The sequence below is a fragment of the Variovorax monticola genome, from assembly GCF_051216855.1.
Lineage (GTDB): Bacteria > Pseudomonadota > Gammaproteobacteria > Burkholderiales > Burkholderiaceae_C > Variovorax.
The window spans coordinates 406,595-429,030 of sequence record NZ_JBPJZP010000002.1; the positions used below are offsets into that span (position 1 = coordinate 406,595).

The 22,436-nt window shown below is 68.4% G+C and carries 22 protein-coding genes; 9 read left to right on the plus strand and 13 right to left on the minus strand.

Annotation, left to right across the window (positions count from 1 at the left end):
* The first annotated feature begins 37 nt into the window (after nucleotides 1–37).
* Genes ACSFA5_RS07180 through ACSFA5_RS07200 form a run of 5 tightly spaced genes read left to right on the plus strand, consistent with a single transcriptional unit; the run spans nucleotide 38 to nucleotide 4,429 of the window.
* The gene (locus tag ACSFA5_RS07180) at nucleotides 38–1,174 is read left to right on the plus strand and encodes an NAD(P)/FAD-dependent oxidoreductase (protein ID WP_435443342.1); all 1,137 of its coding nucleotides are present in this window, start codon (nucleotides 38–40) and stop codon (nucleotides 1,172–1,174) included.
* Entirely contained in the window at nucleotides 1,164–1,529 is a 366-nt protein-coding gene (locus ACSFA5_RS07185) for a (2Fe-2S)-binding protein (RefSeq protein WP_435443343.1), read from the plus strand. The genes ACSFA5_RS07180 and ACSFA5_RS07185 overlap by 11 nt, the downstream gene beginning before the upstream one ends.
* Nucleotides 1,519–2,916: an FAD-dependent oxidoreductase gene (locus ACSFA5_RS07190; RefSeq protein ID WP_435443344.1), complete on the plus strand. Its 1,398-nt coding sequence runs from the start codon at nucleotides 1,519–1,521 to the stop codon at nucleotides 2,914–2,916. The genes ACSFA5_RS07185 and ACSFA5_RS07190 overlap by 11 nt, the downstream gene beginning before the upstream one ends.
* Entirely contained in the window at nucleotides 2,913–4,079 is a 1,167-nt protein-coding gene (locus tag ACSFA5_RS07195; RefSeq protein ID WP_435443345.1) for an NAD(P)/FAD-dependent oxidoreductase, read from the plus strand. Before ACSFA5_RS07190 ends, ACSFA5_RS07195 begins: the two co-directional genes overlap by 4 nt.
* The gene (locus ACSFA5_RS07200) at nucleotides 4,076–4,429 is read left to right on the plus strand and encodes a RidA family protein (RefSeq protein ID WP_435443346.1); all 354 of its coding nucleotides are present in this window, start codon (nucleotides 4,076–4,078) and stop codon (nucleotides 4,427–4,429) included. Before ACSFA5_RS07195 ends, ACSFA5_RS07200 begins: the two co-directional genes overlap by 4 nt.
* 16 nt (nucleotides 4,430–4,445) lie before the next feature.
* Here ACSFA5_RS07200 and ACSFA5_RS07205 read toward each other — a convergent pair whose 3' ends face one another.
* The 8 genes from ACSFA5_RS07205 to ACSFA5_RS07240 all read right to left on the minus strand — a co-directional run bounded on the left by ACSFA5_RS07205 (nucleotide 4,446) and on the right by ACSFA5_RS07240 (nucleotide 13,227).
* Nucleotides 4,446–6,668 carry a DUF3300 domain-containing protein gene (locus tag ACSFA5_RS07205; protein ID WP_435443347.1) on the minus strand — a complete coding sequence of 741 codons (2,223 nt, stop codon included), beginning with the start codon at nucleotides 6,666–6,668 and terminating at the stop codon, nucleotides 4,446–4,448.
* Nucleotides 6,669–6,842: 174 nt separating this feature from the next.
* On the minus strand, nucleotides 6,843–7,484 hold the full coding sequence (locus ACSFA5_RS07210; protein ID WP_435443348.1) for a DUF3299 domain-containing protein: 642 nt from the start codon (nucleotides 7,482–7,484) through the stop codon (nucleotides 6,843–6,845).
* 3 nt (nucleotides 7,485–7,487) lie between these two features.
* Nucleotides 7,488–8,750 (minus strand): ABC transporter permease, encoded by a 1,263-nt coding sequence (locus ACSFA5_RS07215; RefSeq protein WP_435443349.1) that lies wholly within the window; start codon nucleotides 8,748–8,750, stop codon nucleotides 7,488–7,490.
* Nucleotides 8,747–9,505, minus strand: a complete 759-nt coding sequence (locus ACSFA5_RS07220) for an ABC transporter ATP-binding protein (RefSeq protein ID WP_435443350.1) — start codon at nucleotides 9,503–9,505, stop codon at nucleotides 8,747–8,749. The genes ACSFA5_RS07215 and ACSFA5_RS07220 overlap by 4 nt, the downstream gene beginning before the upstream one ends.
* A gap of 4 nt (nucleotides 9,506–9,509) precedes the next feature.
* Nucleotides 9,510–10,103, minus strand: a complete 594-nt coding sequence (locus ACSFA5_RS07225) for a DUF2796 domain-containing protein (RefSeq protein WP_435443351.1) — start codon at nucleotides 10,101–10,103, stop codon at nucleotides 9,510–9,512.
* On the minus strand, nucleotides 10,100–11,008 hold the full coding sequence (locus ACSFA5_RS07230; RefSeq protein ID WP_435444073.1) for a sulfurtransferase: 909 nt from the start codon (nucleotides 11,006–11,008) through the stop codon (nucleotides 10,100–10,102). Before ACSFA5_RS07230 ends, ACSFA5_RS07225 begins: the two co-directional genes overlap by 4 nt.
* A gap of 52 nt (nucleotides 11,009–11,060) precedes the next feature.
* On the minus strand, nucleotides 11,061–11,993 hold the full coding sequence (locus ACSFA5_RS07235; RefSeq protein ID WP_435443352.1) for a DMT family transporter: 933 nt from the start codon (nucleotides 11,991–11,993) through the stop codon (nucleotides 11,061–11,063).
* A gap of 88 nt (nucleotides 11,994–12,081) precedes the next feature.
* Nucleotides 12,082–13,227, minus strand: coding sequence for an aromatic ring-hydroxylating oxygenase subunit alpha (locus tag ACSFA5_RS07240; RefSeq protein ID WP_435443353.1), 1,146 nt, complete (start codon nucleotides 13,225–13,227; stop codon nucleotides 12,082–12,084).
* A 182-nt stretch (nucleotides 13,228–13,409) separates the two neighbouring features.
* Here ACSFA5_RS07240 and xseB point away from each other — a divergent pair, with 182 nt between their 5' ends.
* Genes xseB through dxs form a run of 3 tightly spaced genes read left to right on the plus strand, consistent with a single transcriptional unit; the run spans nucleotide 13,410 to nucleotide 16,467 of the window.
* Nucleotides 13,410–13,676 (plus strand): exodeoxyribonuclease VII small subunit, encoded by a 267-nt coding sequence (gene xseB, locus ACSFA5_RS07245; RefSeq protein ID WP_435443354.1) that lies wholly within the window; start codon nucleotides 13,410–13,412, stop codon nucleotides 13,674–13,676.
* Nucleotides 13,673–14,593 carry a polyprenyl synthetase family protein gene (locus ACSFA5_RS07250; RefSeq protein WP_435443355.1) on the plus strand — a complete coding sequence of 307 codons (921 nt, stop codon included), beginning with the start codon at nucleotides 13,673–13,675 and terminating at the stop codon, nucleotides 14,591–14,593. The genes xseB and ACSFA5_RS07250 overlap by 4 nt, the downstream gene beginning before the upstream one ends.
* Before the next feature lie 23 nt (nucleotides 14,594–14,616).
* Entirely contained in the window at nucleotides 14,617–16,467 is a 1,851-nt protein-coding gene (dxs, locus tag ACSFA5_RS07255; RefSeq protein ID WP_435443356.1) for a 1-deoxy-D-xylulose-5-phosphate synthase, read from the plus strand.
* Between the two features lie 141 nt (nucleotides 16,468–16,608).
* On the opposite strand, the gene ACSFA5_RS07260 is transcribed toward dxs, so the two are convergent.
* The 5 genes from ACSFA5_RS07260 to ACSFA5_RS07280 all read right to left on the minus strand — a co-directional run bounded on the left by ACSFA5_RS07260 (nucleotide 16,609) and on the right by ACSFA5_RS07280 (nucleotide 21,183).
* A complete protein-coding gene (locus tag ACSFA5_RS07260; RefSeq protein ID WP_435443357.1) occupies nucleotides 16,609–17,340 on the minus strand; it encodes an ABC transporter ATP-binding protein in 732 nt (243 codons plus the stop codon).
* The gene (locus tag ACSFA5_RS07265; RefSeq protein ID WP_435443358.1) at nucleotides 17,337–18,140 is read right to left on the minus strand and encodes an ABC transporter ATP-binding protein; all 804 of its coding nucleotides are present in this window, start codon (nucleotides 18,138–18,140) and stop codon (nucleotides 17,337–17,339) included. The genes ACSFA5_RS07260 and ACSFA5_RS07265 overlap by 4 nt, the downstream gene beginning before the upstream one ends.
* Nucleotides 18,137–19,000, minus strand: a complete 864-nt coding sequence (locus ACSFA5_RS07270) for a branched-chain amino acid ABC transporter permease (RefSeq protein ID WP_435443359.1) — start codon at nucleotides 18,998–19,000, stop codon at nucleotides 18,137–18,139. The genes ACSFA5_RS07265 and ACSFA5_RS07270 overlap by 4 nt, the downstream gene beginning before the upstream one ends.
* Nucleotides 19,001–19,882, minus strand: coding sequence for a branched-chain amino acid ABC transporter permease (locus ACSFA5_RS07275; protein WP_435443360.1), 882 nt, complete (start codon nucleotides 19,880–19,882; stop codon nucleotides 19,001–19,003).
* A gap of 143 nt (nucleotides 19,883–20,025) precedes the next feature.
* Entirely contained in the window at nucleotides 20,026–21,183 is a 1,158-nt protein-coding gene (locus tag ACSFA5_RS07280) for an ABC transporter substrate-binding protein (protein WP_435443361.1), read from the minus strand.
* Between the two features lie 219 nt (nucleotides 21,184–21,402).
* Between ACSFA5_RS07280 and ACSFA5_RS07285 the strand changes: the two genes are divergently transcribed.
* Nucleotides 21,403–22,428 carry a TRAP transporter substrate-binding protein gene (locus tag ACSFA5_RS07285; protein ID WP_435443362.1) on the plus strand — a complete coding sequence of 342 codons (1,026 nt, stop codon included), beginning with the start codon at nucleotides 21,403–21,405 and terminating at the stop codon, nucleotides 22,426–22,428.
* Nucleotides 22,429–22,436: the final 8 nt, after the last annotated feature.

Consider the following 22,436-nt stretch of genomic DNA (forward strand, 5'->3'; position numbering starts at 1 on the left):
CTGCCCTGCACCGGGCATTTCCTTTTTCTCGCATTCCATGAACACAAGTGATTTGATCGTTGTCGGCGGCGGCCTGGTCGGCACCGCGCTGGCCTACGGCGCCGCGCGCCGCGGCACCCGCGTGACCGTGCTCGACGAGGGCGACGACGCGTTTCGCGCCTCGCGCGGCAACTTCGGGCTCGTCTGGGTCCAGGGCAAGGGCTTCGACATGACGCCGTATGCGCGCTGGTCGATGAGGTCGGCCACGCAATGGTCGCAGCTTGCCGCCGCGCTGGAAGCGGACAGCGGCATCGACGTGCAACTGCGCCAGCCCGGCGGCTTCCATTTCTGCTTCACCGACGACGAGCTGCAGGCGCGCCAGGCGCGCATGCACGACATCCGCGTCGCGCTCGGCGGCGACTACCCCTTCGAGATGCTCGACCATGCGTCGCTCGCGGCCCGGCTGCCCGCCGTCGGCCCCGGGGTCGCGGGCGCGAGCTACTCGCCGATGGACGGCCATGCCAATCCGCTGAAGCTGTTGCGCGCGCTGCATGCGGCCTGCCGCCATCACGGCGTGCGTTTTGCGCAGGGCAGCCGTGCGACGCGGGTCGCGCCGTCGGCCGACGGCTTCGAGGTCGAGACCGAGGCTGCGACATGGCATGCGCCGCGCGTGGTGCTCGCGGCCGGCCTCGGCAACCGCGCGCTGGCGCCGCACGTCGGCCTGCATGCGCCGGTGCAGCCCAACCGCGGCCAGGTGCTGGTGGGCGAGCGTGTGGCGCGCTTCCTGGACCATCCGACCACGTACGTGCGCCAGACCGACGAAGGCACGATCCAGCTCGGCGATTCGCTGGAAGACGTCGGCCTGGACGACGGCACCACCGCCGACGTGCTCGCCACCATCGCGCGCCGCGGTGTGCGCAGCTTTCCGGTGCTGCAAAGCCTGCGCCTGGTGCGCGCATGGGGCGCGCTGCGGGTGATGACGCCCGACGGCTTCCCGATCTACCAGGCGTCGACGCAGTGCCCCGGCGCCTTCGTCGTGACCTGCCACAGCGGCGTGACGCTGGCGGCCAACCATGCGTTCTCCATCGCGCCGTGGATCGCCGGCCAGGCCGGCAGCGATGTGCCGGCCGGCATCGAATCCTTCAGCGGCGACCGCTTCCTCAACGGCAACGAGACCTTCCACCATGCCCACTGATGTCCGCTTTCGTTCCCTGGTTCCGGCCGGCACTTCGCCGCGCGGCGAGCCGGTGGTCACCCTGCATTTCGACGGCCGTGCGCTGCAGGCGCCGGCCGGTTGCAGCGTGGCCGCGGCCCTGCTCGCCAACGGTGTCTCGACCTTCCGCACCACGCCGGTGAGCGGGGCGCCGCGCGCCCCCTATTGCATGATGGGCGCGTGCTTCGATTGCCTGGTCGAGATCGACGGCCAACCCAACCGGCAGAGCTGCCTGGTCGCGGTGGCCGAGGGCATGCGGGTGAATACGCAAGCAGGCCTGCGTTCGCTCGACGCCTCGGGCGGCGTGCTTGCCGGGGAGGCCGCGCATGTCGAATGAACTTTGCGACATCGCCATCGTCGGCGCCGGTCCGGCCGGCATGTCGGCCGCCATCGTCGCCGCGCGGCTCGGCGCCAGCGTCGTCGTGCTCGACGAGCAGCGCGGTGCGGGCGGGCAGATCTATCGCGCCATCACCGAGGCACCGGCGCGCCGGGTCGACCTGCTCGGGCCGGACTACGCCGCGGGCCGTCCGCTCGCCGAGGCCTTTGCCGCCAGCGGAGCACGGCACCTCACCGGCGCGGCCGTCTGGCAGGTCACGCCCGAGGGTGCGGTGCACTACCTGCGCGACGGCGCGACCGCGACGCTGCAGGCCGAACGCGTGGTGATCTGCTCGGGCGCGATGGAGCGACCGTTCCCGATCCCGGGCTGGACGCTGCCGGGCGTGCTCACCGCCGGCGCCGCGCAGATACTGTTGAAGAGCGCCGACGTGGTGCCGGTCGAGCCCGTGGTGCTTGCGGGCTGCGGTCCGTTGCTCTACCTGCTCGGCTGGCAGTACGTGCGCGCCGGCGTGCCCATTCGCGCGCTGGTCGACACGACCTCGATGGCGGACTACCGGCGCGCGCTCTCGCACCTCGGCGGCGCGCTGGCCGGCTGGCGCTACCTGAAGAAGGGGCTGTCGCTCATGCGCGTGCTCAAGCGCGCCGGCGTGCCTTTTCACACCGGTGCCGAGGACCTGGCCGCGGAAGGCGGGGAGGGTGGGGAAGGCGGGGAAGGCGTTGAAGCCTTGCGCTTCACCGTCGGCGGCAAGGCGCATCGCATCGAGACCTCGACCCTGCTGCTGCACCACGGCGTGGTGCCGAACACGCAGTTCACCTGGTCGCTGCGGGCCAGGCACACATGGGACGACGCGCAGCTATGCTGGCGGCCCGAGGCGGACGCCTGGGGTGCGCTGGACGTGCCCCGCATCCATGTCGCCGGCGATGGGCTCGGCATCGGCGGCGCGCTGGCGGCGGCGTTGCAGGGGGAGCTCGCGGCGCTCGGAGCGCTCCAGGGGCTCGGGCGAATCACGGTCGAGGAACGCGACCGGCGTGCCGTGCCGGTTCGCACGGCACTGCGCGACCACCTGCGCATTCGCCCCTTCCTCGACGCGCTGTACCGGCCCAAGAAAGCCAATCGCATTCCGGCCGACGACGTGATCGTGTGCCGCTGCGAGGAAGTCGCCGCCGGCGACATCCGCAAGTTCGTGGCGCTCGGCTGCGACGGCCCGAACCAGGCGAAGGCCTTCGGGCGCTGCGGCATGGGCCCGTGCCAGGGGCGCCAGTGCGGCCTGACCGTGACCGAGCTGATCGCCGACGCGCGCGGCGTGACGCCGGCCGAGGTGGGCTACTACCGCATCCGGCCACCGATCAAACCGATTTCGCTGGGCGAGCTCGCGGGCGCGGAGTGAAGCGCTCGGCAGACGCGATCGTCGTCGGCGGCGGCCTGCACGGCCTGTCGAGCGCGCTGCACCTCGCGCGTCGCGGCCTAGCGGTCATCGTGCTGGAGGCCGAGTTCTGCGGCCGCCATGCCTCCGGCGTGAACGCAGGCGGCGTGCGCACGCTGGGCCGCCATGTCGCGGAGATTCCGCTTGCGCTGGCATCGCGCGCGCTGTGGCACCGGCTGGCCGATCTTGTCGGCGACGACGCGGGCTTCGCGCCCAGCGGCCAGCTGAAGGTGGCCGAGACCGACGACGAATTGCAGACGCTGCGCGCCGACGTGGCGCGTCTGCACGCGCTCGGTTTCGAGCATGAAGAAATCGTGGATGCCCGGCAGGTGCGCGAGCTCGTGCCCGCCATCGCACCGCATGTGGCCGGCGGCATCTGGGCGTGCGACGACGGCCATGCCTTGCCATACCGCGCCGTCACCGCGTTCCGTCTCGCGGCCCAGCGTGCGGGCGCCCGGGTGCATGAAGAGACGCGCGTCGAACGCATCGACCATCGCGCCGGCCGCTGGCATGTGGAGACCACGCGCGGCAGCTTCGACGCCACGCACCTGGTCAACACCGCGGGCGCATGGGCCGGCGCGCTTGCCGCGCAGGCCGGCGACGCGGTGCCGGTCGAAGGGGGCGGGTTGATGCTCATGATCACGCACCGCGCGCCGCCCTTCGTCACGCCGGTGCTGGGCGCGACGGGCCGGGCGCTGTCCTTCAAGCAGTTCGCGAACGGCACCGTGCTGATCGGCGGCGGCCTGCGCTGCACCGCCGACCTGGCCGCGCGCCACGGCATCGTCGACATGCCGAAACTCGCCCGCAGCGCGCGCACCGTGACCGACCTGTTCCCGCACCTGAAGCCGCTGGGCGTCAACCGCGCGTGGGCCGGCGTGGAGGCCTTCATGCCCGACGGCATTCCCGTGATCGGCCCGAGCCGCGCGGCGCCGAACCTGGTGCATGCCTTCGGCTTTTCGGCGCACGGCTTCGCGCTGGGGCCGATCGGCGGGCAAATCGTTGCCGAACTCGTCACCGAAGGGCGCAGCACCTTGCCCATCGAAGCCTTCGCCGTCGACCGCTTCGCGCGTCGAAAAGCCGCATCCTTTCAACCCGCCCAACCCATCCAGCAAGGAAACACACCATGAGCGACATCCAGCGCCACGACTCCAACGCACGCCTTTCACGCATCGTCGTGCACAACTCGGTGGTGTACGTCGCGGGCGTCACCGCGAACGACCGCAGCGGCGATGCCCAGGCGCAGGCCACCGACATCCTGGCCAAGATCGACGGCTACCTCGCCAGCGTGGGCACGAACAAGTCGCGCCTGTTGTCGGTGCAGATCTGGCTGCAGGACATCGATCGCGACTTTGCCGGCCTGAATGCCGCCTGGGCGGCGTGGATTCCAGCCGATGCCATGCCCACCCGCGCCACCTGCGAAGCCCGGCTGGCCGCGCCCGATCTGCGCGTCGAGATCATCGTGACCGCGGCGTTGTAGGCCGCGCAGCCCGACCTTACTGAGGCTGTTGTCCCGGCTCGCCCGGGTGGCCCGGGGGGCGCCTTGGCTGCGCGGCTGCTGCAGCGGCCGCCAGGCGCTGTTGCTGCTGGGCCTGCTGTTGCTGCGCTTGTTGTTGCTGGTGCTGCTGTTGCTGCTGTTGTTGCTGCGCCTGTTGCTGTTGGCGCTGCACCTGCTGTTGTTGCTGTTGCGCCTGCTGCTGCACGCGCTGCTCGGCCTGCGCCTGTTGTTGCTGGCGTTGCTGCTGCATCGCCTGTTGCTGCTGTTGCTGTTGCGCCCGTGCCGCCTGCTGTTGTGCCTGTTGGCCTTGCTGGGCTTGCTGGGCTTGTTGTTGCGCCTGCTGCTGTTGGCGCATCTGTTCCTGCTGCGCCTGTTGCTGCTGCCGCGCCTGGTTCTGAGCCTGCTGTTGCTGCGCCTGCTGCTGTTGTTGCTGGCGCTGGATCTGTTGCTGCTGCTGGGCTTGCTGCTGCTGCGCCTGTTGCTGCGCGCGCTGCTGTGCTTGCTGCTGTTGGTCGCGTGCCTGTTGCTGACCTTGTTGTTGCTGCTGCGCTTGCTGCCGGCGTGACTGCTCGGCCTGGGCTTGTTGCTGCTGTGCCTGTTGCTGCGCGCGCTGCTGGGCCTGCTGCTGCTGCTGATCACGCGCCTGTTGCTGGCCTTGCTGTTGCTGTTGCTGCGTCTGCTGGCGGCGAGACTGCTCGGCCTGAGCTTGTTGCTGCTGGCGTTGCTGTTCCTGCTGGGCCTGTCGTTGCTGGCGCTGCTGCTGTTGCTGTTGCTGTTGCTGCAACGCCTGCTGCGGCTGCCCTTGCGGGTTGCCGCCGCGCTGCTGTGGGTCCTGCTGTTGGCGCTGCTGCATCTGTGCCTGTCGCGCTTGCTGCTGTTGATCGCGCGCCTGCTGTTGCTGCACCTGCAATTGCCGGGCTTGTTGCTGAGCCTGCTGTTGCTGGACTTGCTGCTGTTGCTGTTGGGCGCGCTGCTGGGCTTGTTGTTGCTGGGCTTGCGCCTGGACCTGTTGCTGCGCGATCACCGCTTGCTGTTGCTGTTGCTGACGCTGCTGCTGCTGGGCCAGTTGCGCTTGTTGCTGTTGAGCCTGCTGCTGTTGCGCCTGCTGTTGCTGCGCGAAGGCGGGCCCTGCCGCAAAGTTGGGCGGCATGCCGCCGCGTGCGCCGCCATTGTTGTTGTAGACAGTGCGTTCGTTCACGTTGTTGATCACGGTGGTCGAGCGTGACACGTAGGTGCTGTTGTTGTAGACCACGGCCGGGCGCGCGAAATTCTGCGGGGCCCCGCGATCGCCGTCGCGGTCCCGCCCGCGCGGGCCGCCCCAGTTCATGTTCCATGCGTTCCAGCCCCAGCCGTGCCGCTCCAGTGCGCTGCCCACCACCACGCCGGTGCCGAAGGCGAGCACGCCAGCCACGGCCAGCTGGCCGCCGCTGTAGCCCTGCGCCACCTGCACCGGCGGCGCATACGCATAGCCGGGATACACCGGTTCGGACACGCCGTAGATCACCTGCGGGTCATAGGCCGGCACGTACACGAGGTCGGGCTGCACCGGCTCGATGGTGATGTATTGCGGCGGCGGCTCGATGATGGCCGGGCCTACGTACACCGGCTGCATGTCGGGCGACGGTGCGTAGTTCTGCGGCACCGAGGCGCTGGCCACACGCAGCTTGTCGTTGTTCTTCAGCCGTCCCGCCTTCGAGGCGCGCTGGCGCATGACCTGGATCGCGTTCATCACGTCGGCCGGGTCGTTGTAGTAGGCCTGGCCCAGCGCCGTGGTCCACGGGATGTTGCCCGCCATCTGGTCGACCACGGGACGGAACGCGGTGAGCGACTTCACGCTCGGGTCCCAGGGTTGCTGGTTGGCCGCGTCGGCCAGCGGACCGGCCTTCAGGGTGCGGTTCTGCCCGAGCCAGTCGTGCGCGGCGGTGATCTGCCCGGGGTAGGTGGCGCCGGCCAGAACCTGGGCCACCAGCTTGTCGGGGTACAGCGCGATGGGTGCGACCAGCTGGTAGAGCTGCTCGGCCGAGGGCGGCGTGTAGGCCACGGGCATGGGCGCCGCGGGTACAGCGGCCGGCGTCTGCGGCACCGAGGGCGCGGGCATCGTGGTCGCCAGGTCGGCGGCCGCGGTGGGCGTACCAGGGGTCTTGTCACAGCCCGCGAGCACGAGTGCGCCGATGCACAGCGAGACGGTCAGCAGGCGGGGGGCGAAGTTGTTGTTTGTCATCGGAGTTCCATGAGGACGCCGGCGTCGGGCCCGGAACTCTTTCAACGGTGCGCAGCGGCAGGCGATGACAGAGCCTGCGCCGCGGATGCAACCGACTGTGTCGGCAATGCGCCGTCAACGCTGTCGGCGCACAGCCACACGGCCGGGAGGCCGCGGGCTACAGGCAGTCGCTCCCTACTTGGAGCCGCCCGTGTACTTGGTGACGTTGGCGGCGCTCACGTGGTAGCCGCTCACGCCCATCATCGAGTCGTTGCGAAGGGTCTGCAGCTTGCCGGTGACCCACACGGTGTCCATGGCGCGGAACTTGGCGCCCTTTTGCGGCACCACGTGCAGGATCTGGTTGGCCGGCGGCGGCGGTGTGTGGATGCAGGCGCCGAAATAGGGCACCAGCAGGAACTCGGTGACCTCGCCCTTGGCTTCCTCGAGCGGCACGATGAAGCCCGGTATCTTGACTTCCACCCCGTTCATCGACGGGTTGGTCGGTGCGTTGTTCGACACCTCCTGCATCTTCATGAGCAGCTCGTTGGCGCGCGGGTCGCCGTCGTCGAGCGCGCTCAGGTCCATGCCCTTGAACTCCTTGGCCGGGTCCCAGTCCTTGGGCACCAGCTCTTCCCAGGTGATCTGGCGCGCCTGGCCGGTGGCGGGCTTGGCGGCGGCTGCAGGGGCTGCCGACTTGCCGCCCAGCGGGTTGGCGGCGGTGGTGTCCTTGGCCGCGGGCTCGGCGGCCCAGGCGGCGGCGGCGAGGCCGGCACCGGCAATCATCATTGAAAGCCGCGTGAAAGCTTTGGAGGAGTTCGATGCGTGTGCGATGGGCATGGTTCAGATCCTCGGCGAGAGGCCGTCGGCAAGAGAGAGGCGATAGGCACGGATGCCGGGCAGCAGGCTTGCCAGCCATCCGGCGGTCAGCAAGCTGGCCATCAGCAGCCATTCGTTCAGTGTAGGTTCGGAAAGGCTCAGTGTCAGTCCGAACTGCGCCTGCAGCCATGGCGAGAGCAGGGCGATCCCCAGCACCGCCATCACCACGCCGAAGGCCACGCCCAGCACGGTGACCATGGCGCCTTCGAGCGCCAGCAGCGCCAGCACATGGCGCAGGCCCGCGCCCACGGCGCGCAGCACGGCGAGTTCGCGGCGGCGTTCGTTCAGGCCGGCCATCACGACCGACACCAGCCCGGCCAGGCTCACCAGCGCGACCAGCGCGGACATCAGCAGCAGCGCGTTCTCGCCGATGCCGATCACGCTCCACAGCTCGTCGAGCGCCACGCCGGGCAGGATGGCCATGAGCGGCTCGCCGGTGTAGGTGGAAATCCAGCGTTGCACGCCGAACACCGCGGCGCGGTTCTTCAGGCCTACCAGCGCGGCCGTCACGTTCTTGGGCGTGAGGTCGAACTTGCGCACCTGCTCCGCCGGAATGTGCACGCCCGGCATCGGCGCGCCGCCCACCCATTCGAGGTGGATGGCTTCCATGGCGGCCAGGCCGATGTGCACCGTGCGGTCGACCGGCGTGCCGGTGCGCGCGAGCACGCCGACCACGGTGAAGGGCTTGTCGGCATGCTCGGCCACGTTGAGCTCGCCGCTGCCGTGGGCGAGCGTGATCTTCCGGCCCACGTGGTAGCCGAGCTTGTCGGCCACCTCGGCGCCCACCACCGCGTCGAACAGTTCGCTGAAGGGCTTGCCTTCGCGCATCTTCAGCAACTGCTTGTCGCCGTAGCGAAAGCGCGTGAAGTACTCGGGCGACGTGGCCAGCACCGCGAAGCCGCGGTGCGAGTCGCCCAGCGACAGCGGCACCACCCAGTCGACGCCCGGGTGCGCCTGCAGCGCCTGCACGCTCTTCCACGAGATGTTGTTGGTGGCCGCGCCGATGCGGAACACCGAATACAGCAGCAACTGCGTGGAGCCGGTGCGCGCGCCCACGATCAGGTCGGTGCCGGACACGGAGGACGCGAAGTTCTCGCGCAGCTCGGTGCGGATGCGCTCCACGCCCAGCAGCAGGAAGGTCGACAGCGCGATGGAGAACACGGTGAGCGCGAGCGTGAAGCGCCGGTTCCAGGCGCTGCGCCATGCAATGGAAAAAAGAGCCGTCATGCGTCCACCGCCATGGCGCTCGTCGCCGCACGGTTGATCTCGGGCAGCAGCACATGGCGCGCGAAGCGCTGCGCGATGCGCTGGTCGTGGCTCACGAACACGAGCGCGCTGCGGTTCTCCACGCAGGCGGTCAGCAGCACGTCCAGGAAGGCTTCGCGCCGGTCTTCGTCGAGCGCCGAGGTGGGCTCGTCGGCAATCACCACTTCGGGCTGGCCGATGAGCGCGCGCGCCGCGGCCACGCGCTGCTGCTGGCCCACGGACAGCTGCAGCGCCTGGCGCTTCCACAGGTTGCGGTCCAGGCCCATCTGGTCGAGCAGGTGTTCGGCGGCCTCGCGCGAACTGCCGTTGCGCGCGGCCTGCGCCTCGCGCCTTGCCGAGAAGCGGCAGGGCAGCAGCACGTTGTCGAGCACGCTCAGGTAGGGCAGCAGGTTGAACTGCTGGAAGATGTAGCCCACGTGCGCCACGCGGCTGCGGTCGCGCGCCGCGCCCGAGAGCCTGGACCAGTCGTGGCCCAGCAGTGTGACGCGGCCTTCGTCGGCCACCAGCACGCCGGCCAGCAGCGACAGCAGCGTGCTCTTGCCGCAGCCGCTCGGGCCGTGCAGGAACACCGATTCGCCGGCGGCGATGCGAAAGGCCTCGATGTCGATGCACGGCGTCTTCACGCCGGGCCATGTGAAGCGCAACGCTTCGGCGGCGAGCACGACGCGCAGGGGCGACGTCTCGGCTGTCACAGCCTCGGGGACGGCGGTGCTCACAGTGTCACTTGCCCCAGCTCAGGCGGGCGGGCTGCGCGGCTTGCGCGCCGGCCGGGCGCTTCAGCTGGCGCTTGAACTGGCCTTGTGCGGAGGCGATCTGCGAGTCGATCTGGCGCAGGCCCTTGAACGCGGTGAACAGGTTCACGTCGATGAACTTCGCGGCGGCCGCGTTGGTGCAGTTGAAGGAGAAGGTGGCGTCGAGATCGGCATGGCCGGCGGGCTCGCTGGGGTCGGGGTTGCCCAGGCCCAGCGCGCCGGAGCGCAGGTCGACCGGGCCGAGCTTGCAGTTGGCGGCCGGGTCGACGATGAAGAGCTTGTCGGCCGCGCGCAGCTGGGCGACGGCTTCTTCGACGGCCTTCTTCTCGGCGTCCGTCTTCGGGGCACGCTCGAAACCCACGATGTTGTCGAGCGGGGATTCCAGGTCGATCACCACCGTGGGGCCGTCGATGGCCACGTCGAGCTTGAGCTGTCCGTGCACGTGGGCGTGCTGCTGCTGGGCCTGTGCGGCGAGGAACGGGGCGGCCGCGAATAACGCGGCGGCCAGTGCGAGACCGGTGGTGCGGCCAAGGGTGCGGCCTCGTCGATTCGTCAATGTCATGGTTGCGCGCCTTGCCGGGTCGGCAGCCCCGGCGTGTTGCTCCATTCGCTCCAGCTGCCGGCATAGAGCGCGGTCGTCCCCAGCCCCGCGATCTGCATGGCGAGCAGGTTCGGCACGGCGCTCACGCCGCTGCCGCACTGGTGGACAACGCTCGCCGCATCGCGCCCCGCGAGCAGCGACTCGAACTCGGCACGCAATTGCGATGCCGGCTTGAACTTGCCGTCGGGACCGATGTTCTCGGCGAAGGGCCGGTTGAGGGCCCCGGGGATGTGACCGGCAATCGGGTCCAGAGGTTCCACCTCGCCGCGGTAACGTGCGCCGGCGCGCGCATCGATCAGGTTCTGGTCAGGCTGGCCGAGCCGGCGCACCACGGTGTCGGTGGTGACCAGTTTCGCAAGCGGCTCGCCCGTGACGAAGTTCGACTGGAAGCGCGCGGGCTCCTCGCGCCCCGTGACCTCGCCGCCTGCGGCCTGCCAGGCCTGCAGGCCGCCGTCGAGCACGGCTGCGGCGTCGTGGCCCATCCACTTGAGCATCCACCACAGGCGCCCGCAGTAGTTGGCGCCGTTGCGGTCGTACACCACGGCCTGCATGCCGTTGGCGAAGCCGACGCTGGAGAGCCACTGCGCGAATTTCTCGCGGCTGGGCAGCGGGTGGCGCCCGCCCGAGGCGGGCACGCCGTCTTCCTGCGCCACGACCACTTCGCCGTGGGCGCCCGGCACGCCGTGCCTGGCGCTCAGGTCGGTGTCGAGGTTGGCGTAGTGCGCGCCCGGAATGTGCGCGGCGGCATATTGCTGTGCGCCGCTTTCGGGTTTCATGAGGTCGAAGGTGCAGTCGAACACCATGAAGGGCGTGTCGCCTGCTTGCAGCTGCTGGAGTTGTTCGACGCTGAGGAGGGTGGTGAAGATGGCGTTCATGGCGTGTGTCCTTCGCTGGTCGATGCGCGCGAGGCGCAAGGGGTCAATGTTCTTCCGCCGGCGCCTTGGGCACCGCCCGTTGTCGCAACACAGTTGCAACAATACCGCTGGCGATGATAAGCGCCATGCCGCCCCAGCCGGCCGCGTCGATGCGGTCGTCGAACAGCACCACGCTGTAGAACGCCGCGAAGACGATGCCCGAGTACTGCAGGTTGGCAACCACCAGCGTGCCGGCCTGGGTCTTGGCGGTGGCGTAGGCGCGGGTCATGCAGAGTTGTCCCAGGGCGGCCAGCAGACCGATCGGCAGCAGCCACAGCGCGTGCTGCCATGTCCACGAACTGCCGCCTGAAAACCCGGTGGCCGCGGTGGCGAAGGCCCCGGCCACGGCCGAGCCGACCGCGAAATAGAACACCGTGCGCAGCTCGGGCTCGCCGATGCGCGACAGCGCCACCACCTGCATGTAGGCGAAGGCGGCCGTCAGGCCCGACAGCAGGCCCAGCATGCCGGCGAAGCCTTCGTTGCCGTTCACCGTGGGTTTGAGCATCAGCACCACGCCCACGAAGCCCGCGAGCACGGTCATCGCCAGCGTGCCCTGCAGCGGCGGGCGCTCCACGCGGCCGTCGCGCCCGGGCACCGGCACCCAGGCCAGCAATGCGCCGCCGATTAGAAAGGCCGCGACCCACACGCTGCTCATGTAGTTCAGCGTGACGGCGGTGGCCAGCGGCAGGTGGGCAATGGCATAGAACCAGGCGCCCAGCGAAATCACGCCGATGGTGCTGCGCCAGGCGTGCATGCCAGGGTACCGGGTGGCGAGCGACACGCCGCGGTTGCGCGCCAGCAGCCAGAGGAACACGATGCCGATGAGGCCGCGCCCCAGCACCATTTCGCCGCTGTTGAACCATGCTGACGCGATCTTCACGACCACGCTCATCGTTGCGAACAAAAAGGCGCCGAGCACCATCCAGAGCGCTTGCATCGTCTCTACTTCATGAAGGGGAAAAAACGTGCCCGGGTCGCCCCGGGACTTGCTGGATGGTGTCTCGCGGCGGGCAGCAAGGCGGCCGTCACGCGGCGGCGTCTTGCATGGCCACGCGGTACCACTCGTGGAACTGCTGCATGCCGTCTTCCATGGGGCTCTGGTACGGGCCGGTCTCGTTGTCGCCGCGCAGCATCAGCGCGCGGCGCCCGGCGTCCATGCGCTCGGCGATCTCGTCGTCTTCCACGCAGGTTTCCATGTAGGCGGCCTGCTGGGCCTCGACGAACTCGCGCTCGAAGGAGACGATTTCCTCGGGGTAGAAGAACTCGACCATGTTGAGCGTCTTGGTCGGGCTCACCGGGTGCAGGGTCGACACCGTGAGCACGTGCGGGTACCACTCGACCATCACGTGCGGGTAGTAGGTCAGCCAGATGGCGCCGTACTTCGGCGGCTTGCCGTCGCGGTACTTGAGCAGCTGCTCCTGCCACTTCTGGTAGACCGGGCTGCCCGCGCGGCCCAGGCGGTTGGCCACGCCCACCGTCTGCACCGAATAGCGGGGCTTGAACTCCCAGCGCAGGTCGTCGCAAGTGACGAAGCTGCCCAGACCCGGGTGGAACGGGCCCACGTGGTAGTCCTCGAGGTAGACCTCGATGAAGGTCTTCCAGTTGTAGTTGCACTCGTGCAGCTCGACGCGGTCGAGCGCGTAGCCCGAGAAGTCGAGGTCGGCCTGCGGACCCAGGCCCGCCATGTCGGCCGCCACGTCGGGACCCGAACCGTCGGCGTTCTTCTCGAACAGAAGACCGTTCCACTCGGTGAGCGGGTAGTTGTGCAGGTTCAGGCAGGGGTCGTGGTCGAAATGCGGGGCGCCGATCAGCGTGCCGGTGGTGCGCGCGTCGCTCGCGGCGTAGGTCCAGCGGTGCAGCGGGCACACGATGTTGCCGCCGGCCTGGTTGTCGAGCTGGCCGCGGCCGCGAAGGATCAGGGCCTGGCGATGGCGGCAGACGTTGGAGATCAGCTCGACGCCCTTGGGCGTGTGCACCAGCGCGCGGCCCTGGTGTTCCTGGGGCAGGGTGTGGAAGTTGCCCATTTCGGGCACGGCCAGGCGATGGCCGACGTAGCGGGGCCCTCGCGCAAAAAGGTTCTGCATTTCGCGGGCATACAGGGCCTCGTCGAAATACGCGGAAACTGGAAGTTGGCTCGTGGCCTGCTGCAGTTGAAGACTTAAATCAGACATGGAGGACCTGACCAAGCTCCCCACAGGGAGAAAAAGAGGAAGGAACGGAAGGCGCCGCCAGGAAGGTTCAACGGCCCGAAGAGTGTGTTGACAGCGTCAACGAGAGAAGTTCGCATTGTACCCGGGGGCCCCTGATTTGGTGCCCGCCCTAAAATGCCCGGTTTCACCCACGTTTCGCTTGCATGCCCAAGGTGCCTTCTCCTTCCACGTCCAGCCCGGCGGCCACGCCCGATACGGGCTCGTTGCCCGCCAGTTACGAAGCCGGGCTTCAGGAGCTGGAACAACTGGTGGCGGAACTCGAATCGGGCCAGTTGCCCCTCGACCGGCTGCTCGGCAGCTACCAGCGCGGCGCCGCGCTGCTCGCCTTCTGCCGCGACAAGCTGCAGGCGGTCGAAGACCAGATCAAGGTGCTCGACGCGGGCAGCCTGAAGGTCTGGACGGCCGAATGAGCGCCACCACGATGAATTCATCCCACTGGGACGCAACGACCCTCGCCGGCTGGAGTGAACCCCACCTCGCCAACGTCGAAGCCGCGCTGTCGCGCTGGGTCGGCGTCGATGCCCCCGTGCTGCTGGGCGACGCCATGCGCTACGCCGTGCTCGACGGCGGCAAGCGGCTGCGGCCCCTGCTGGTGCTGGCCGCCAGCGAGGCGGTGGGCGGCAACGCCGCCGCTGCCCTGCGCGCGGCCTGCGCCACCGAACTGATCCACGCCTATTCGCTGGTGCACGACGACCTGCCGTGCATGGACAACGACGTGCTGCGCCGCGGCAAGCCCACGGTGCACGTGAAGTTCGGCGAGGCCGACGCCCTGCTGGCCGGCGACGCGCTGCAGGCCCTGGCCTTCGAGCTGCTGGCCCCCGAGGACGACGAGATTCCCGCCGCCACCCAGGCCCTGCTGTGCCGCCTGCTCGCGCGCGCCGCGGGCAGCCAGGGCATGGCCGGTGGCCAGGCGATCGACCTGGCCAGCGTGGGCGTTGCGCTGAACGAAGCGCAGTTGCGCGAAATGCACCGCCTGAAGACCGGCGCGCTGCTGCAGGGCAGCGTGGAGATGGGCGCGGCCTGCGGCCATGTCACCCCCACGGCGCTGGCGGCGCTGCGCGACTACGGCGCGGCCATCGGCCTCGCATTCCAGGTGGTCGACGACATCCTCGACGTCGTGGCCGACTCGCACACCCTGGGCAAGACCGCCGGCAAGGACGCCGCGGCCGACAAGCCCACCTACGTTTCGCTGCTGGGCCTGGACGGCGCGCGTGCACAGGCCCGGCAACTGCTGGCCGACGCGCTCGCCGCGCTGGCCCGAAGCGGCCTGGCCGACACCGCGGCCCTGCGCGCGCTTGCGCACATGGTGGTCGAGCGCGACCGCTGACCGAGAAAAGAACAAACCTCCCCATGGCTCCGCTGCTTCCCACACTCCACGACCCCGCACCGATCCGCAAGTACGACCGGGCCCAGCTGCGCCAGCTGTCCGACGAGGTGCGCGCCTGCGTGCTCGACAACGTCTCGCGCACCGGCGGCCACCTGAGCTCCAACCTCGGCACGGTCGAGCTCACGGTGGCGCTGCACCATGTGTTCAACACGCCGCACGACCGGCTGGTGTGGGACGTGGGCCACCAGACCTATCCGCACAAGATCCTCACGGGCCGGCGCGAGCGCATGCCCACGCTGCGCCAGGCCGGGGGCATCTCGGGCTTTCCGCAGCGCAGCGAGAGCGAGTACGACACCTTCGGCACCGCCCATTCGTCGACCAGCATCTCGGCCGCGCTGGGCATGGCCATGGGCGCCAAGCAGAAGGGCGAAGAGCGCCACACCGTGGCCATCATCGGCGACGGCGCGCTCACGGCCGGCATGGCCTTCGAGGCGCTGAACAACGCGGGCGTGTGCGACTGCAAGCTGCTCGTGATCCTGAACGACAACGACATGTCGATCAGCCCGCCGGTGGGCGCGCTCAACCGCTACCTCGCGCAGCTGATGAGCGGCAACTTCTACGCCGCCGCCAAGAACGTGGGCAAGAGCGTGCTGCGCAACGCGCCGCCGCTGTTCGAGCTGGCCAAGCGCCTGGAGCAGCATGCCAAGGGCATGGTCGTGCCGGCCACGCTGTTCGAGCAGTTCGGCTTCAACTACGTGGGCCCGATCGACGGCCACGACCTCGACTCGCTGGTGCCCACGCTCGAAAACCTCAAGCACCTCGAGGGCCCGCAGTTCCTGCACGTGGTCACCAAGAAGGGCCAGGGTTACAAGCTGGCCGAGGCCGACCCGGTGGCTTATCACGGCCCCGGCAAGTTCGATCCGCAGGTGGGGCTTGTCAAGTCGACCGCAGTGGCCAAGCAGACCTTCACGCAGGTGTTCGGCCAGTGGCTGTGCGACACCGCGGCGGCAGACGGCCGGCTCGTGGGCATCACGCCCGCGATGCGCGAAGGCTCGGGGCTGGTGGAGTTCGAGAAGCGCTTTCCTGCCCGCTACTACGACGTCGGCATCGCCGAGCAGCATGCGGTGACCTTCGCGGCCGGCCTGGCGTGCGAGGGGCTCAAGCCCGTGGTCGCGATCTACTCGACCTTTTTGCAGCGCGCGTACGACCAGCTGATCCACGACGTGGCCATCCAGAACCTGCCGGTGGTGTTCGCGCTGGACCGCGCGGGCCTCGTCGGTGCCGACGGTGCCACGCACGCGGGCGCTTACGACATTCCGTTCCTGCGCTGCATTCCGAACATGAGCATCGCCTGCCCGGCCGACGAGCGCGAATGCCGCGAACTGCTGTCCAGCGCGTATGCGCAGAACCACCCGGTGGCGGTGCGCTACCCGCGCGGCGCGGGCGCCGGTGTCACGCCGCATCTCACGCTCGACGCGCTGCCGTTCGGCAAGGGCGAGGTGCGCCGCGAGGGCAAGCGCATCGCGATCCTTGCGTTCGGCACGCTGCTGTACCCCGCGCTCAGCGCCGCAGAGTCGCTCGACGCGACGGTGGTCAACATGCGCTGGGCCAAGCCGCTCGACGTCGAGCTGCTGCTGAAGGTGGCGGGCACGCACGATGCCGTCGTCACGCTGGAAGAGGGCGCCGTCATGGGTGGCGCGGGCAGTGCGGTGCTCGAGGCGCTGCAGGCTGCGAATGTGCAGAAGCCGGTGTTGCAGCTGGGCTTGCCCGACCGTTTCGTCGAGCATGGCGATCCGGCGAAGCTGCTGGCGGGCATCGGCCTCGATGCGGCCGGCATAGAGAAGTCCATCGCCGACCGCTTCGGCCGCGCCTGAGTTTCCGGTATTGCTCCTTCCCCTCCCGGGGGAAGGCTGGGATGGGGGCAAGCGGCCTCCAAAGCTGCGCGGCGTTGAAGGCCGTGTGCCCCCACCCCGACCCTCCCCCGGAAGGGGAGGGAGAAAGAAAAGACAGCCGGCTCAGCTGCCCAGGTACGCGTCCTGCACCTTCGGATTGCCCAGCAGCTCGCGCCCCGTGCCCGACAGCACGATCGATCCCGTCTCGATCACATACGCCCGGTCCGCGATCTTCAGCGCCTGGCGCACGTTCTGCTCCACCAGGAAGATCGTCAGACCCTGCTTGTTGATCTCGCGCAGCGTGCGGAAGATGTCCTGCACGATGATCGGCGCCAGGCCCATCGAGGGCTCGTCCAGCAGCAGCACGCGCGGCTTGGCCATGAGGGCGCGGCCGATCGCCAGCATCTGCTGCTCGCCGCCCGACAGGTTGCCTGCCAGCCCGTCGGCCCGGTCCTTCAACACCGGGAACAGGGCGTAGATGCGCTCCAGGTCGGCCACGCGCGCGGCCGCGCCGTCGCGCCGCGTGTAGGCGCCCAGCTCCAGGTTGTCGCGCACCGTCAGCGTGGTCAGCGTGGCGCGGCCTTCGGCCACCTGCACCACGCCGCCGGCCACGATCTTGTGCGGCGACAGCCCGGTGATGTCCTGGCCCGCGAACGTCACGCGCCCGGCAGCCTTCTTCACCAGGCCCGACAGCGCCAGCAGCGTGGTCGACTTGCCGGCCCCGTTGGCGCCCACCAGCGTGGTGATCTGGCCTTCGTGCAGCTCGAAGTCGATGCCCTTCACGGCCTGCACGTGGCCGAAGGACACCTTCAGGTCCTGCACCTTCAGCAAGGGGTTCGTCGTCGCGGCGCTCATGCGGCGGCCTCCTGGTCGTTCGTGGCTTCGTCGTCTTCGCGGCCGAGGTAGGCCTCGATCACCTGCGGGTCGTTGCGGATCTGCTCGGGACCGCCGCGCGCGATGATGCGCCCGAAGTTCAGCACCGCGATCTGCTGGCACAGGCCCATCACGAAGCGCATGTCGTGCTCGATCATGAACACCGTGAAGCCGCGCTGCGCGATGTTCTCGATCTCCACCATCAGTTCGCTCTTCTCGGTGCTGTTCATGCCGGCGACCGGCTCGTCGAGCAGCAGCAGCGTGGGCTCGGTGGCCAGCGCGCGCGCGAGTTCCAGCTTGCGCTGGTCGCCGTACGAAAGGTTGTCGGCCACGTCGTTGGCCTTGTGGTCCAGCTTGACCCAGCTGAGCAGTTCGCGCGCACGGTCGCGCGCGCGCTTCTCCTCGCTGCGGAACAGGCCCGAGCCGGCCAGCAGGCCGAAGGAGCCGTAGCGCAGCTTGGCGTCCATGCCGACAGTGACGTTCTCCAGCAGCGACATCTCCTTGAAGATGCGGATGTTCTGGAAGGTGCGCGCAATGCCGCCACGGGTGATCTGGAAGGGCTTGCGGCCCGCCAGGTCCTGGCCTTCGAAATGGATGGTGCCGCTGGTGGTCGGCAGCAGGCCGGTGATCAGGTTGAACACCGTGGTCTTGCCGGCGCCGTTCGGGCCGATGAGCCCGAAGATGCCGCCCTTGGGAATGTCCAGGCTCACGTCCTGCAGGACCTTGAGGCCACCGAAGTGGCGCGACACGTTCTTCAGTGTCAAAAGCGTGTTGTCGCTCATGCCGCGCTCCCCTTGCGTGCGAACCACTGGCGGATGCGCGCCGGGTCCCAGATGCCCTTGGGCAGGAACAGCACGATCAGCACCAGGATGAAGCCGTTGACCACCAGGCGGAAGGCGCCCAGCCCGCGCAGCATCTCGGGCAGCAGCGTGAGGATGGTGCCGCCCAGCACCGGGCCGGTGAGGCCGCCGATGCCGCCCAGGATCGCCATCGTCAGGATGTCGACCGCGCGGTTGAAGCCGTACTCGGCCGGGCCGATGAAAAAGGTCAGGTGCGCGTTCAGCGTGCCCGCCAGGCCGGCGATGGCGCCGCCCAGCACGAAGGCCAGCATCTTGTGGCCCGCCACGTCGATGCCCATCAGGCCGGCGGCGGTCTCGTCTTCCTTGATGGCCTCGAAGGCGCGGCCCACCTTGGAGCGGCGCACGCGCCACAGCACCAGCAGTACGAGCACCAGCGCCAGCGCCACGTGCCACCACTGGGTCGATTGCGGAATGCCGTTCAGGCCCAGCGCGCCGCCCGTGAGCGACTCGGCGTTCAGGATGGCGATGCGCACCACCTCGCCGAAGGCCAGCGTGGCCATGGCCAGGTACACGCCCGACAGCCGCAGCGTCGGCTTGCCGATGACGAAGGCCACCAGCGCCGGTGCCGCCATGCCCGCGGCAATGGCCACCGGGAACGGCACGCCGTAGCTCAGGGTGAGGATCGACGCGGTGTACGCGCCGATGCCCATGAAGGCCGCATTGGCCAGGGCCAGCATGCCGCAGGCGAGCGTGAGCCAGATCGAGAGCGCCAGCAGGCTGTTGATGCCCAGCGAGAGCACCAGGTTGCTGTAGACCGACCAGAAATTGTCGAGGGCTTCCATTTAGACCTTGCGCTCCTTCAGCGAGCCGAACAAGCCCTTGGGGCGCACCAGCAGCACGAGGAACAGCAGGCCGAAGGCCACCGCGTCGCGCATGTTGGAGCCCACGTAGGCCACCGACAGCACCTCGGCGAAGCCGAGGAACAGGCCGCCGAGCAGCGCCCCGCGAATGTCGCCCATGCCGCCCAGGATGATGACTGCGATGCCCTTCTCGAGCATCGGCTGGCCCATCAGAGGGAAGAGAGCGTTCGAATACAGGCCGATCAGCACGCCCGCCACGCCGCCCAGGCCGGCGGCCACGAACGAGGTCAGGAAGAACAGGCCCTCGACGTTCACGCCCACCAGGTACGCCGCCTTGGGCGACTCGGCAATGGCGCGCAGCGCGCGGCCCAGTTGCGTGCGCTGCAGCGACAGCATCAGCACGCCCATCAGCACGAACGACGCGAGCACGATGCCCAGTTCGAGCACGGTGACGTGGATGCCCGCGAACACCAGCGCGTCGTCGGGAATGGTGCCGGCCGGGAAGCGCAGGTTCTCCGCGCCGAAGATGCCCTGGATGCCGTTGTTCAGGATGATGGCCACGCCGATGGTGGCGATCATCGGAATCAGGTGGGGTGCGTTTCGCTTGCGCAGCGGTTTGAGCACCAGCACGTCGATCAGGAACCCCAGCACGCCGCAGAACGCGAAGGCGAACGGCAGTCCGACCCACAGCGGCATGCCCGACACGCGCATGAATTCGGCCGCCGCGTAGGCGCCCACCATGAACACCGCGCCGTGCGAGAGATTGATGACGCCGAGCACGCCGAAGATGAGTGTGAAGCCGAGGGCGAAGAGTGCGTAGACGCACCCCAGCGACAAGGCGTTGACAAGCTGCTGATCGAGCACGATGGGCTTCCGTCAGGCCGCAACCGGGAAGGCGTTGCGGCAAATCAAAAAAGAAAACGGCGCAGTCAGCAGTCCTGCGCCAGGGGCGAGAGGCATGGCGGGCCGCGCGGCCCGCCACCGAAGAAGCGAGGCGACGGCCTTGCTTACTTCTCGATCACGAACGCAGTGCCCTTCGTGACGCTCACGATGGCTTGCTGCTGCGCGTCGTAGCCGGCGGGCTTGCCGGCCTTGTCCTTGGCGCGCGTGAAGGCGAAGGCGCCGGTGGCACCGGTCCACTTCACGTTGGGCAGCGCGTCGCGCAGGGCGGTGCGGTCGTTGGTGAGGTTGCCGGAGAGCTTCACGCCCTTGAGCGCCTGTGCCACCACGTACAGGCCGTCGTAGGCCTGCGCGGCGAACTGGTCGGGCGCTGCCTTGTACTTGTCGTTGTAGGCCTTCTGGAACTTGGTGTTCTCCGGCGTGGCGTTGCTGGCCGACCAGGGGCTGCCGACGTACAGGTTGTCCGAGCTGCCCTTGGCCAGCTCGAAGATCTTGGTCGAGTTCATGCCGTTGCCGCCGATGATCGGCACGTTCAGGCCGAGCTGGCGGGCCTGCACCATCACCGGGGCGCCTTCGGCCAGCAGGGCGGACAGCACGATGGCGTCGGGGTTGGTGGCCTTGATCTTGGTGAGCTGGGCCTTGAAGTCGACGTCGCCCTTGGCGAAGGTCTCGGTCGTGGTCACGGGCAGCTTCAGGTCTTCCAGGGCCTTCTTGAAGTTGTCGTAGCCGCTCTTGGTGAACACGTCGTCGTTGCCGTAGAGCACCGCCACCTTCTTCACGTTGGCGTGCTTGATGGCCACGCGCAGCGTCTCGGGCAGCACGTCGGCTTCGGTCACCGAGTTGCGGAAGATGTAGTCACCGATGGAGGTGATGCCGTCGGCCGTGTTCGACGTGCCGAAGGCCACCGTCTTGGAGGCCTGCGCGATCGGGTCGGCCGCCTGGGCCGAGTTCGACAGCGTGGGGCCGAAGGTCATCAGGACCTTGTCCTGGAAGATCAGCTTCTTGAAGACGTTGATGGCGTCTTCCTTCTTGCCCTGCTCGTCCTCGATGGTCAGCACGATCTTGTCGCCATTGATGCCGCCGGCGGCGTTGATCTCGTCGGCTGCGAGCTGAAAGCCGTTGCGAATGGCCGAGCCGTATTGGGCGGCACCGCCCGACAGCGCGGCGGCCACGCCGATCTTGATGTCGGCGGCTTGGGCGCTGCCGAAAGCGGTGGCGGCCACGAGGGCGAGCAAGGCGGGTTTGAAAGAAGTGGAACGGCGCATCTTTGGGGTGTCTCGTTGGTTGAAATGGTGAAAGCGGGGTAACATTTTATGCTTCGCCCGCAGCACCAGGCAGTCCGCGTGGTGCCGGTGCGACCGCAGGGTAAACCCGTGCCGGCCGCCTGCCATTGCGTTTTTGCAATCCAGAAGACTTGGGCATCCCAAGTCCCCGACGCAGCCACACGCCGCGTTTCGTTTTTAAAAGAGCCCGAAGAAAAATCGATGGATCGTCGTTCCCTCATCAAAAACGCGGGCATCGCCGGTGTTTTGGCCGCCGGCATTGCGCCCGCCGTGCATGCGCAAGCCGTGGTTCGCTGGCGTCTGGTGTCGAGTTTTCCGAAGTCGCTGGACATCATTTTCGGCACCGCCGAGACCTTCTCCAGGAACGTCAGCGATATGACGGGCGGCAAGTTCCAGATCTCGGTGCATGCCGGCGGCGAACTGATGCCCGGGTCGGGCGTGCTGGAGGGCGTGCAGAACGCATCGGTCGAAATGGCCCATACGGCGCCGTACTATTTCTACGGCAAGGACCCGACCTTCTGCCTGGGCTGCGCCGTGCCCTTCGGCATGAACACGCGCCAGCAGAACGCATGGATGTACGAAGGCAACGGCCTGAAATTGATGCGCGCGTTCTACGCCAGGTACAACGTCATCAATCTGCCTGGCGGCAACACGGGCGCCCCGACGGGCGGCTGGTTCCGCAAGGCGATCAAGTCGGTCGCCGACATGAAGGGGCTGAAGTTCCGCGTCAACCCGTTCGCCGGCAAGGTGCTCCAACCCCTGGGCGTGATCCCGCAATCGATCCCCGACACCGAGCTGTATGCCGCGTTGCAAAAGGGCACGCTCGACGGCCTCGAATGGATCGGTCCGTACGACGACCAGAAGTCCGGCTTCAACCACATTGCGCCGTTCTACGGCTCCCCCGCTTGGTGGGAAGGCGGCCTCGAGCTGGACTTCTACATCAACACCAAGGCATGGGAAGGCCTGACCGCCGAGTACAAGGCCATCGTCGAGGCCGCAGCCGCGCAGGCCAACATCGCGATGACGGCCAGGTACGACGCCAGGAACCCGGTTGCGCTCAAGCAGCTCGTGGCCTCGGGCACCAGGCTGCGGCCCTTTCCGCCGGATGTGATGAAAGCGGCCTACAAGTCGGCGCAGCAGATCTACGCGGAACTGAAGAACAGCAACCCCGAGTGGCGCAAGGTCTACGGCGACTGGTCGAAATTCCTGGCCGACCAGAACACGTAGTCCTGCTT

What these genes read in the sequence shown, in the direction of transcription:
- ACSFA5_RS07235 (WP_435443352.1), bottom strand. Translation starts at nt 11,993, where the DNA reads ATGCAAGCGCTCTGGATGGTGCTCGGCGCCTTTTTGTTCGCAACGATG.
- ACSFA5_RS07190 (WP_435443344.1), top strand. Translation starts at nt 1,519, where the DNA reads ATGTCGAATGAACTTTGCGACATCGCCATCGTCGGCGCCGGTCCGGCC.
- ACSFA5_RS07210 (WP_435443348.1), bottom strand. Translation starts at nt 7,484, where the DNA reads ATGCCCATCGCACACGCATCGAACTCCTCCAAAGCTTTCACGCGGCTT.
- ACSFA5_RS07180 (WP_435443342.1), top strand. Translation starts at nt 38, where the DNA reads ATGAACACAAGTGATTTGATCGTTGTCGGCGGCGGCCTGGTCGGCACC.
- ACSFA5_RS07280 (WP_435443361.1), bottom strand. Translation starts at nt 21,183, where the DNA reads ATGCGCCGTTCCACTTCTTTCAAACCCGCCTTGCTCGCCCTCGTGGCC.
- ACSFA5_RS07205 (WP_435443347.1), bottom strand. Translation starts at nt 6,668, where the DNA reads ATGACAAACAACAACTTCGCCCCCCGCCTGCTGACCGTCTCGCTGTGC.
- ACSFA5_RS07225 (WP_435443351.1), bottom strand. Translation starts at nt 10,103, where the DNA reads ATGACATTGACGAATCGACGAGGCCGCACCCTTGGCCGCACCACCGGT.
- ACSFA5_RS07250 (WP_435443355.1), top strand. Translation starts at nt 13,673, where the DNA reads ATGAGCGCCACCACGATGAATTCATCCCACTGGGACGCAACGACCCTC.
- ACSFA5_RS07215 (WP_435443349.1), bottom strand. Translation starts at nt 8,750, where the DNA reads ATGACGGCTCTTTTTTCCATTGCATGGCGCAGCGCCTGGAACCGGCGC.
- dxs (WP_435443356.1), top strand. Translation starts at nt 14,617, where the DNA reads ATGGCTCCGCTGCTTCCCACACTCCACGACCCCGCACCGATCCGCAAG.
- ACSFA5_RS07240 (WP_435443353.1), bottom strand. Translation starts at nt 13,227, where the DNA reads ATGTCTGATTTAAGTCTTCAACTGCAGCAGGCCACGAGCCAACTTCCA.
- ACSFA5_RS07285 (WP_435443362.1), top strand. Translation starts at nt 21,403, where the DNA reads ATGGATCGTCGTTCCCTCATCAAAAACGCGGGCATCGCCGGTGTTTTG.
- ACSFA5_RS07265 (WP_435443358.1), bottom strand. Translation starts at nt 18,140, where the DNA reads ATGAGCGACAACACGCTTTTGACACTGAAGAACGTGTCGCGCCACTTC.
- ACSFA5_RS07270 (WP_435443359.1), bottom strand. Translation starts at nt 19,000, where the DNA reads ATGGAAGCCCTCGACAATTTCTGGTCGGTCTACAGCAACCTGGTGCTC.
- ACSFA5_RS07200 (WP_435443346.1), top strand. Translation starts at nt 4,076, where the DNA reads ATGAGCGACATCCAGCGCCACGACTCCAACGCACGCCTTTCACGCATC.
- xseB (WP_435443354.1), top strand. Translation starts at nt 13,410, where the DNA reads ATGCCCAAGGTGCCTTCTCCTTCCACGTCCAGCCCGGCGGCCACGCCC.
- ACSFA5_RS07185 (WP_435443343.1), top strand. Translation starts at nt 1,164, where the DNA reads ATGCCCACTGATGTCCGCTTTCGTTCCCTGGTTCCGGCCGGCACTTCG.
- ACSFA5_RS07260 (WP_435443357.1), bottom strand. Translation starts at nt 17,340, where the DNA reads ATGAGCGCCGCGACGACGAACCCCTTGCTGAAGGTGCAGGACCTGAAG.